We start from the raw sequence: 10,330 nt of genomic DNA on the forward strand, positions 1-10,330 counted from the left end.
GCGTGGTCTGGTCACGGCGTTCACCCGCGCGTACTCACCCGGCGATAGCCGACCACCATCGGGACCACACAGGCCGCGATGATGCCGCCGGACCAGAGCAGGACACCGACCGACGGCGTGAACAAGCCGCCGCCGAGCGTCAAGCTGCGCATGACCTCGGTCGCGTAGGATAGCGGCTGATGTTCGACAACGGGCTGAATCCAGTGCGGATACTGGTCCAGTGGCACGAATCCGGTACAGAAGAACAACAGAAGCGCCGAAACCAGCGTGATCGCCTCGACGAGCGTTGCGCTGGGCCAGTAGACCGCGATGGTGAGTGCCAGCATGGCGAACGCCATCCCGAACACCACCGGTACGCACAACCAGACTACCCCGGCAAGCACGCCACGCTCCAGTCGCAGCCCTAACGCCAGGCCGACCGCCAGCAGCGCAACAGAATTCACGGCGACCCGAATGGCCTCGGAGAACAGCCGTGCGATGAGCCCCGATGCGCGATGCACAGGCAGCACCCACAGCCGGGCAAGCAGACCGTCGTTGCGTTCTGAGATGAACCCGACCACACCGACGGAAGCACCGTTCATCGCACCGATCAGCGTCACCAGCGGAACGCTGCCATACAGTGCGCTGTGCCCGGTCACCGTCGAAATGGCGTCCCCCAGCACGATATTCATCACCACGAGAAAGAAGATCGGTAAGGCGAGGCCGAACACGAATGTCATCGGGTCGCGCACCAGGCGGATCAGCAGCCGCTTGGTCTGCGCCCAGATCTGCACGGGCAGCACACGCAGGGAGTTCTCGCCGAACCGGCGATCCGGAACCGGGAACGCGGCGTCGCTGAGCACGGCCGAGTCACGGAGCATTGCGTGATCGGTGACGGACATCATCGCCGCCTCAACACAAGAGCCAGCGACAGCGGGACCATCACGACCGTGACCCCGGCCAGCCAGGCAACCGACGGGCCCACCACCGACCAGTTCACCGGAGCCGCCGCGGGTGTCGAATCGCCTGCCAACTCCCGCATTGCGTAGATGAACTGGGAGATAGGTTGATTGCGGACCACCGGCTGGATCCAATGCGGAAAATGCTCAACGGGTTGGATCCCGACGGACAGCAGCCCGAAGATCAACTGCGGCAGCATCAGCCACTGTGTGGTGGCCTCAGGGTTCTTCGACGAGCTGCCGAGCAGATCGGCGAGGTAGGACAGCACCATGCCGATCGCCAACAGCAGCACGCAGAACAACACGGCGTAGCCGATACCCCGGTAGAACCGAAAGCCGATGACATACCCGGTGGCCAGCGCCGCGGCGATGCCGATGGTGCACCGGTAGGCGCCTGCCGACATGCGCGCGACCAACGGTGTCAGCGCCGGGATCGGCATGGAATCGAAGCGGCGGTTGATGCCCTTGACCGAGTCTGTCGCTGCCCGCAACGCTCCGGTGATCGCGGCGAACGAAATGCCCTGTAACGCAATGAGCGGCATCAGGAACTGCGCGTAGCTGCTCATTCCGGATCTGGCGCCCATCATGTGATTGAGCGGGATGTACCACCCCGCCGCGAACACCACGACTGCCACGACACCGGTGGCCACCTCGCCGTTGCGCAGTGAGGGTGCGACCAGCCGGACGGTGAGCACCCACCACTGCCCGATGGTCGACGGGCGTGGTCGCGCCGCACTCAGCGCGGCCGTCATGGCATCACATCCTCTCCAGCTGCGGCTCGCTACCGTTCAACCGGTGCTTACCGACGCCTGCCGCCGCCAGGTCGTCGTCCCCGGGGTCCTCGGCAACCGCGACATCTGGTGCTGACACCTCGGAGTCGTCGGTGAGGGCAAGGAACACCTCGTCGAGCGACGGCCGCCGCAGTGCGATGTCGGTGAGTTCGATGTTCGCCGAGTTGAGCAACGACAGCGCCTCGACCAGGGTGTTGGGACCGTCTGGAGCAGGTACGGCGATGCGGTCGGCCGACTCCTCGAGCGCCGTCCTGTTGTGCTCGGGTACCAGCGGTCCGAGTGCTGTGATGATCGCCGGCAGATCCTTGAGGTCGCGCGGGACGATCTCACAGTAGCTGCCGCCCGTGCGCTCCTTGAGCTCATCGGCGGTTCCCTCGGCGACCACCGTGCCGTGATCGATGACGATGATCCGGTCACTCAGCGCGTCGGCCTCTTCGAGGTACTGAGTGGTCAAAAGGGTTGCGATGCCGAGCTTCTTGAAGCCCGACACCAGATCCCAAATGGTCTGCCTGCTGCGCGGATCCAGACCGGTGGTCGGCTCGTCGAGGAACACCACCTCGGGACGGACCACCAGCCCGCAGGCGATGTCGATGCGTCGCCGCATGCCACCCGAATAGGTACCCACCCGACGATCCGCGGCGGCGACCAGATCGAACTCGGCGAGCAGGTCCTCGGCCCGGGAACGTGCCACCGCCTTGGCCAGACCCTGTAGCCGCCCGAACAATATGAGATTCTCGCGACCGGTCAGCACATCATCGAGGGCTACCTGCTGCCCGGTCAGCATGATCGATCGGCGCACGCTCGCCGGGTCTTTCGTCACGTCGAATCCGGCGATGCTGGCCTGCCCACGATCCGGCCGGGTCAGTGTCGAGAGGATGTCGACCATCGTGGTCTTTCCGGCCCCGTTCGGCCCGAGCAGTGCCACCACCTCTCCGCGCCCGACGTCAAAGCTGACCCCGCGCAATGCCTTTACCGCACCGAACGATTTGTGGATCTCGTTGACGACGACGCTCTTGTCCGGAGTAGTCAACACAACCTCCTCATCAGATCCTCCGTTGCTGTTACCGGTTCACCGGCTGGTTCATTCAGCGGACAGGTCCACCAACCCGAGTTCCGACATGGCTCCCCCGAATTCGTCCTGCGTCGGCGCCGTCGCCAGCGCTTCGGACAGGAGCTCCTCGAAATCGATCGGGAAGCGTTCGGCCATCGTCGTCACCGTCGCGCTCTGCACCCGGCGAGCGTCGTACCACCAGTCCACGTGCATTCCGGCCGAGGAGCGGTAGATCCGCATCTCGATCGGGAATCCCAGTCCGGGCGTCTTGTCCCGCACGCCCATCGCCGTCTCGCGATCGATCTGCACAGGCCCGGCTGCCGTGGGCAGATCGGGAATCACACCTTCGTTGCACAGCAGAATGTCCGGGGAATCCAGCGCGCCGAACGTCCGCGCCGTCGGCCCGTACAGATAGCGCAACAGCCCGTAGCCGACACCCTGATGCGGGACGGCGCACATGGTTTCGTGCACGCCGTCGAGTACCTGCGTAGCGGTGGACTCGCCGCGGCAGGAGAGCGACACCGGGTAGACGGTGGTGAAGCCGCCGACCGTGCGCCGGGGATCGACATCCGGCTTGAGCACAGCACGCCCGGTTCCGGCAAGTGCGACGGCGAGCGCTCCATCGCCGATGGTGTGCGTGACGGTTCGCGACAGCGCACCGAGCATCAATTCCTCGACCGCGAACTCGAACCTGCCCCTTGCCCGTTCGATGAGACCCGCCTGCTCAGCGGCGATCAGCGACGGCACACACTGCATGTCGTCCACGCCGGGAGGTTGTCCGGGACCCGGATCTGCCAGGTGCAGTGTGGGTTTGGCAGCCTCATCCAACCAGTACTGCCTGCTGTCCAGGACTGCCGGATGCGTCGCGAGCCCGGCGTAGCGCTGCGACCATTCCCGCCAGGTCGCGGTGACCGGAGGCAACATGATGTCGCTGCCGGCGAGTCGCTGGGTGAACGCGGTGAACAGGTCGGTGAGCAGAATCTCCCGGGACACCCCGTCTGCCACCAGCTCGTGGATCGTCATCGCGAGGTACCGGCCGGCTCCGCTCGCATCCACGATGTAGGTCGCGACCAGTGCCGGGCTGGAAAGGTCCTGCCGAGCTACCTGCCCGCTGAGGATGTCGATGGCCGCGCGCCGCTCGTCGTCGGTGCCCGGCGTCACGGTGTCGGGAAGTGACACCTCAGCGATGTCCAGATGGTCGCCCGGTGGGCTGATCTGCTGTTCCCACGCTCCGGCCCGTTGACTGAACCCGGTTCGCAACGCGTCGTGATGGTTGATCACCGCCGCCAATACCGACCGGACGTCTTCGATTCCGACGGTGGAATCGAGCTGCATCAGCAGTGGGACGCGCCAGCGGCCGGATTCGCGCAGACCCTGCTCGAGGAAGTGCGCCGCGATCGGCGAAACAGGTTGGGGCGCATCGTCGACCGATACAGCGGCCAACCCGCCTGCGGCGTAGCGCGCGGAGAGCACCGCGGTCAGCGCCGCCACGTTGGGGTGATCGTAGAGGTCTTGTGGCGTCAGCTCCAGCCCCTGATTGGTCGCGCTCATCGCGACGCCGATCGCGATGAGGGAATCCCCGCCGATCTCGAAGAAGTTGTCGTTCGGACCGACCGAACTCACGCCGAGGCACTCGGCACAGATTCGCCGTAGCGTCGATTCGATGTCGACCTGCCCGGCACCGGCGCCGCTCGTCTTCGTCTCGCCGGTCGGTTCGACCACATGTCCGCTCGGGGCGCTGCCGTTGGCCCTGACCGGTGGGGCGCCGTCGGCGGTGATCTCCGGATCCACCCAGTGCCGTTGCCGGACAAACGGATACCCGGGTAGCGAGACCAGCGTCGGCGTGCGGCTGGACAACGGAGACCAGTCCACTTCGACACCGGCCGACCACAGTTGGCCGAGCGCCAGCAGGAACGTGTCGCGGTCGCCGCGCTTCTGCACTTGGTGGCGCATCAAGCGCACGGCGCGATGCCGGTCGCCCCATTTCGGATGGCGCATGGCCGATCCCGTCAGTGCACCGCCTGGCCCCACTTCGACCAACACGGCGCGGGGATCGTCCAACACGTGATCGAGTTCGTCGGAGAACCTGACGGTGGCGCGAACCTGGCCGGCCCACAGAGTCGGATCGATGGCCTGTGCGTCGGTCAGCCAGGTTCCGGTGACATTCGACAGCACCGGCGTGTGCGGGGGACGGAGCTGGACGCCGGCCAGAAACTCGGCGAACTGTGGCACAACAGGATCCATGAGCTGCGAGTGGAACGCGTGCGCGGTGCGGACACGGCGGGCCAGTATCCCCCGCTGCCGCAACCGGTTCTGGAACTTCATGACGTCTTCGGGTGTTCCCGCCACCACACAGTTGCCGGGGTCGTTGATCGCCGCCAGGGCGAGCCCCGGTGCCAGATGCTCGGCGACGGCCTCGGGCGTCATCGCGACCGCGACCATCGCACCACGAGCAGAACCGTGCATCAATCGGGCTCGGGTCGCGACGACACCGATCGCTGTCGGCAGGTCGAAAATGCCTGCCAGCGCACCGGCCACGTACTCACCGATGCTGTGGCCCACATACGCCGAGGCGTGCACGCCGTAGGCCTGCAACAGCCGGGCAAGCGCGTACTCGACGGTGAAGAGGGCGGGCTGGGCGCGGTCGGTGCGCTCCAGGTCCGACTGGTCGGAGCCGAACAGCTCTGCTGTGAGATCGATGCCGAGCTCACGCTCGAAACCCGTGGCGCACGCATCGAAATTCTCGGTGAACACCGGCTCGGATTCGTAGAGGCCGCGCGCCATGTCGGCGTGCTGGGCGCCTTGCCCCGGGAACATCAGCGTGACCCGGCGCTCGCCGGCCGACGCTCGGCCGGTTGCGGTCGCGTCGGTCTCTTCGCTGACGAACACGTTGTCGTTCTCGGCGGCGCCCAGCACGGCGGCAGCGTCGTGCCGGTCGTGCACCACGGCGGCCAGCCGGAACCTCTCGAGCCGCCGCCGGTCCAGCGTGGCAGCCACATCGGACAGGTCCAGTTCGACGTCTGTGGCCAGCTCCGTGGCCAACGCCGCCCGGTAATCTTCGAGCGCCTCGGGCGTGCGGGCCGACAGCCGCAGCACCTGGGGCCCGTCCTGCGCCGGTCGTGCGGGTTGTGCGGGCGCTTCCTCGACGACGACGTGGACGTTGGTGCCTCCGACACCGAACGAACTGACCCCCGCCCTGCGCACACCGTCCCACTCCCATGGCGTGCACTCGCTGGCCACCGTGAACGGGCCTCGGTCGAGGTTCAGCGCCGGATTCGCAGTGCTGAAGTGCAGCGTCGCGGGGATGGCCCGGTTCTTCAGGCACAGAATCGTCTTGATCAGACCGGCGATACCCGAGGCTTCCGCCAGATGGCCGATGTTCGACTTCACCGAGCCCACCAGGCAGGGACCCGACCGCGGCGTATCCGAGAGACTGAAAGCGGCTCGGAGCGCCTCCATTTCGATCGGGTCGCCCAGAGGCGTGCCCGTGCCGTGGGCTTCGATGTAGCTGATGGACGACGCGTCGACGCCGGCCACCGCTTGGGCCTCGGCGATCACGTCGGCCTGCGCTGCGCCGTTCGGGGCCGCGTAGGTCATCTTCTTCGCGCCGTCGTTGTTTATCGCCGAGCCCCGGATCACGGCGTGTATCCGGTCGCCGGCCTCCAGCGCCGCCGACAACGGTTTGAGCGCGATCACTGCGACACCACTGCCGAACACGGTGCCGTCGGCTGCCGCATCGAACGGCCTGCAGTGCCCGGCACCGGACACCATCGACCCGGGCTCATGCCAGTAGCCCACGTGATGCGGTATCCGGATCGACGCGCCGCCGGCGAGCACCATGTCGCACTCGCCGTTGAGCAGGCTCTGGCAGGCCGTGTGCACAGCGACCATCGACGACGAACACGCAGTCTGGACCGTCACGCTCGGCCCGCGCAGATCGAACTGGTGTGAGACGCGGGTGGACAGGTAATCCTTGTCGTTCTGCAGCGACATGTTGATCAGATCGAATGTCGCACCCTGCCCGAGGAAGGCTGACCGATCATGGTGCGACAGCAGGTTGTGCAGCATGTACATGCTGGCGCCACTGGTCGCGAACACTCCGATCGAACCGTCGAATGTGGCGGGATCACAGCCGGCGTCCTCGAGTGCATGCCAGGCGCACTGCAGGAACAGCCGCTGCTGCGGATCCATCATGCGCGCCACCTGCGGTGGGAACCCGAAAAATTCGGCGTCGAACTCGTCGATGCCGTCGATGATCGGGGCGCGGCGCACATACTGCGGATCGGCGAGGGTGACGGCGCTGACCCCGGCGTCGATGAGCTGAGCTTCGGTCAACGTCCGGATGGACTCCTCACCGGCGCGGAGATTCTGCCAGAAAGCCGACGGCGAGTTGGCCCCGGGGAATCTCAGCGCCATGCCGACGACAGCTATGGCATTGGGCGACAACGAATCCTGGTCGACGGTGGCAGTCACGCGCGCTGTCCTCTCTTACGCCGCGCCGCGGCGCCCCGACGGGCGGCGGCACGTTGGTTGGCTCGGTCCCGGAGCGCGTCGATGGCTGCGCCGGTGTCCGGTGTGGACACACCGCACTGCTGCATCACATCGGCGGTGATGTCATCCAGGGACGCGCCCTGCAGCAGCATCGCCACCGGAGGTTCGACACCGAAGTCGGACTGGGTGGCATGCCGGATCCGCACGGCCATCAGCGAATCCATACCGAGTTCGATCAGTGGCACCGCCGGGCTCAAGGCCGCCTGATCGGTGTAGCCCATGATCGCGGCGAGCCGTTCCCGCAGCCGCTCACCGATGATGCGTTCGGCATCAAGGGGATCCAGCTCGGTGAAGTCCGGAACGCCCGCCCACTGATCGTTTTCGGGGCCAAGGTCCTCGGTGCCGTCTGCGGGCACCAGTGGGTCGACCATCTTGAGGTTGGCGCGAGTGCGGTATGCGGCGGCGAGTCGGGTCCAGTCGGCGGCAGCGACGACGGCACGGACCGGGGCGTCGGCGCCCAGCGCCCGGGTCAGTGCGCGGATCGCCACCTCGTCGGGCATGGGTTCGAGCCCCGAACTCAGTGTGACCTGTTGGTACTCGTCGGATTGATTGTCTGCCAACGATTTCCACCATCCCCAGTTCACCGTGGTGGCGGCCAGCCCGGCGGCGCGGCGGGCGTAGGCGAAGGTGTCCAGGAACGTCGTGGTGGCGGTGTAGTGCGCCAGCCACCGCGAACCGAGCAACCCGGAGATCGACGCGAACATCACGAACTGGCGCACCGGATGTTTCAACGACAGGGTGTGCAACAGCGATACCGCGTCCAGCTTCGGTCGGAACATCACCTGCACGTCCTCGGCGGTCATGTCCGCGAGCGTCACCGGTCCGCCACCGAACGCCGCGAGATAGATGCCGTTGAGTGCGGGGAGGTCGCGGCCGAACCGGTCGAACAGTGCCGTCATCGCCTTGGGATCCGCCGCGTCGGCCGCGACGGGCACGAGCGTGGCCCCCTGTTCGGCGACGGCTTGGGCCAGCTCCGTCATCCGCGAACCGGGATTGCGGGATACCGCAACAACCGTCTTGGCTCCCATCGCGACGAGTTGGCGAACCAGATGCGGCCCGATGTTGCCCGTGGCACCGATGACCAGGTGGCTTCCGTCCCCACCGAGTTCGGCGGGTTGCACGGACCGTGCCGGTGCCGGCACCAGCCGCGGTACATGCCGCCGGCCCGCGCGATACACCGCTTGATCGTCACCGTCGCTTCCGGCCGCCTCGGCCCGCAGGTAGCCGGCTATCCGCTCGGCGGGCACCGACTCGTCGACATCGATGACACCGCCCCAGAATTCGGGGTGTTCCAGCGCCAGTGTCCGGCCCAGACCCCACAGCACCGCATGGGCTGGATTGGCCCGGTCGCCCTCCGAGAGCGGCTGGGCGTTACGGGTCAGGAGGTACAGGCGCGGCGGCTCAGGTAGCAGTGCCAACGCCGCGCACAGCTCGCGGCACGTGTTGAACAGGTGATAACCCGGCTCTGCGTCCAGGGATCCGATCGCCACGTCGGGCGCGAACACAACATGGGCGACACCGTTGAATGCGTCGGCGAGGGCATCATGATCGTCGGTCACCGCCGAGAGAGCCACCAGTGTGGCGTCGAGCTCCAGGCTCAGCTCGGCATCGGAGACGACCAGCCAGGATCCGGACGCATGCCGGTCCGCCGGCAGCGGGTGTGCTTGCCACGTCAGCTCGTAGCACCACTGTGGTGGCACATCCCCGCTCGAGACATTCGCCTGTTGCGCGACTGCGACGCGGTCCCTGGCGCGCCCGTCGATCCAGTGCCTGGAGTGTTGCCAAGGTGCGCTGGGCAATTCGGGCGGCAGGCCGTCAGGGTGCGGGGTCGGTGGAGCCGCCACGGTGTGGATCGCATTGAGATTGGTGTGGAACGTGTGCGTGTCGTCGCTGTTGCGCGACAGCGTGCCGACAGCGTGATGATGCGTGTCGCCGAGCGTCTCGGCGATCGAATGCGTCAGCACCGGATGCGGGCTGATTTCGATGAACGTGCCGTACTGCTCGCCGAGATCGGCGAATGCCTGGTACAGCCGAACCGGTTGCCGCACATTGGCCACCCAGTAGGCCGCGTCGACGTGCGGGGCCCAGTCGCCCGTCACCGTGGACAGGAACGGGACTGCAGGCGGTTTCGGCTCCAGATCCCCGAGGCCGGTGCGTAATTCGGCCAGGATCGGCTCCATGAGTGCGCTGTGCGAGGCCACCTCCATGTTGACCCGCGTGGCGAAGCGGTCCTGGTGCTCGACATCGGCGATCAGTTGGTCGATCTGCGCGGGTGGCCCGGCCACCACGGTCTGCCGCGGTGACGAATACACCGCGAGGCTCACCTGTTCACGCCCGGCGATCAGGGCGGACGTGGCGTCGGCATCGAGTTCCAGCAGGGCTACCGCGCCTTGGCCGGCCAGGCGTGACATGAGCCGGGATCGGGTGGCGATGACGCGCAGGCCTTCGGCTGGGGTGAGGGCGCCTGCGGTGACGGCGGCGGCGACTTCGCCCATGGAGTGTCCGATGACGGCGTCGGGGACCACGCCGTAGTGCCGCCACAACTCGGTCAACGCCACCTGCAGACCGAAAATCGCCGGCTGAAACCGCGCGTCGCCGGGCACCGGCTCACCGTTGGCGATGACCTCGCGCAGGGAGAATCCGACCTCGGCGCGGAACGTAGGTTCGAGGGTGTCGATGGAGGCGGCGAAGGCGGGTTCGTCGGTGAGCAGGCGGCGGCCCATGCCGGCCCACTGGGAGCCTTGCCCGGAGTAGACGAATACCCGGCCCGGCCGGCACAGCCCTTCATGCGGCCGGACCAGACCCGGGGCCGGACGTCCGTCGGCGAGCGCCTGCAGTGCCTGCGCCGCCTGGGTGTGGTCGCGGGCGCAGATGGTGGCGAAGGTGCGGTGGTGGGTGCGGTGGTGGTTGAGGGTGTGGGCGACGTCGGCGAGTCGGACTTCTGCGCCGGGGCCGGTCATCCACTGGGAGAGCATGGCCGGGGTCGCAGCGATCCGCTG

The 10,330-nt window shown here is 67.0% G+C and carries 5 protein-coding genes; all 5 read right to left on the reverse strand.

Features of this window, described 5'->3' with window-relative positions; translation table 11 throughout:
- Nucleotides 1–20 precede the first annotated feature (20 nt).
- The gene (locus A5784_RS15780) at nucleotides 21–881 is read right to left on the reverse strand and encodes an ABC transporter permease (RefSeq protein ID WP_064945860.1); all 861 of its coding nucleotides are present in this window, start codon (nucleotides 879–881) and stop codon (nucleotides 21–23) included.
- Entirely contained in the window at nucleotides 881–1,690 is an 810-nt protein-coding gene (locus A5784_RS15785) for an ABC transporter permease (protein ID WP_064945850.1), read from the reverse strand. Before A5784_RS15785 ends, A5784_RS15780 begins: the two co-directional genes overlap by 1 nt.
- Before the next feature lie 4 nt (nucleotides 1,691–1,694).
- Nucleotides 1,695–2,759: a daunorubicin/doxorubicin resistance ABC transporter ATP-binding protein DrrA gene (locus tag A5784_RS15790; RefSeq protein ID WP_064945861.1), complete on the reverse strand. Its 1,065-nt coding sequence runs from the start codon at nucleotides 2,757–2,759 to the stop codon at nucleotides 1,695–1,697.
- A gap of 51 nt (nucleotides 2,760–2,810) precedes the next feature.
- Nucleotides 2,811–7,253 carry a type I polyketide synthase gene (locus A5784_RS15795; RefSeq protein WP_232006063.1) on the reverse strand — a complete coding sequence of 1,481 codons (4,443 nt, stop codon included), beginning with the start codon at nucleotides 7,251–7,253 and terminating at the stop codon, nucleotides 2,811–2,813.
- The coding region (locus A5784_RS15800; protein ID WP_082944872.1) for an SDR family NAD(P)-dependent oxidoreductase at nucleotides 7,250–10,330 on the reverse strand (3,081 nt) is incomplete at its 5' end. The genes A5784_RS15800 and A5784_RS15795, both read right to left, overlap by 4 nt.

The organism is Mycobacterium sp. 852013-50091_SCH5140682 (assembly GCF_001665685.1).
GTDB lineage: Bacteria > Actinomycetota > Actinomycetes > Mycobacteriales > Mycobacteriaceae > Mycobacterium.

What these genes read in the sequence shown, in the direction of transcription:
- A5784_RS15780 (WP_064945860.1), bottom strand. Translation starts at nt 881, where the DNA reads ATGTCCGTCACCGATCACGCAATGCTCCGTGACTCGGCCGTGCTCAGC.
- A5784_RS15785 (WP_064945850.1), bottom strand. Translation starts at nt 1,690, where the DNA reads ATGACGGCCGCGCTGAGTGCGGCGCGACCACGCCCGTCGACCATCGGG.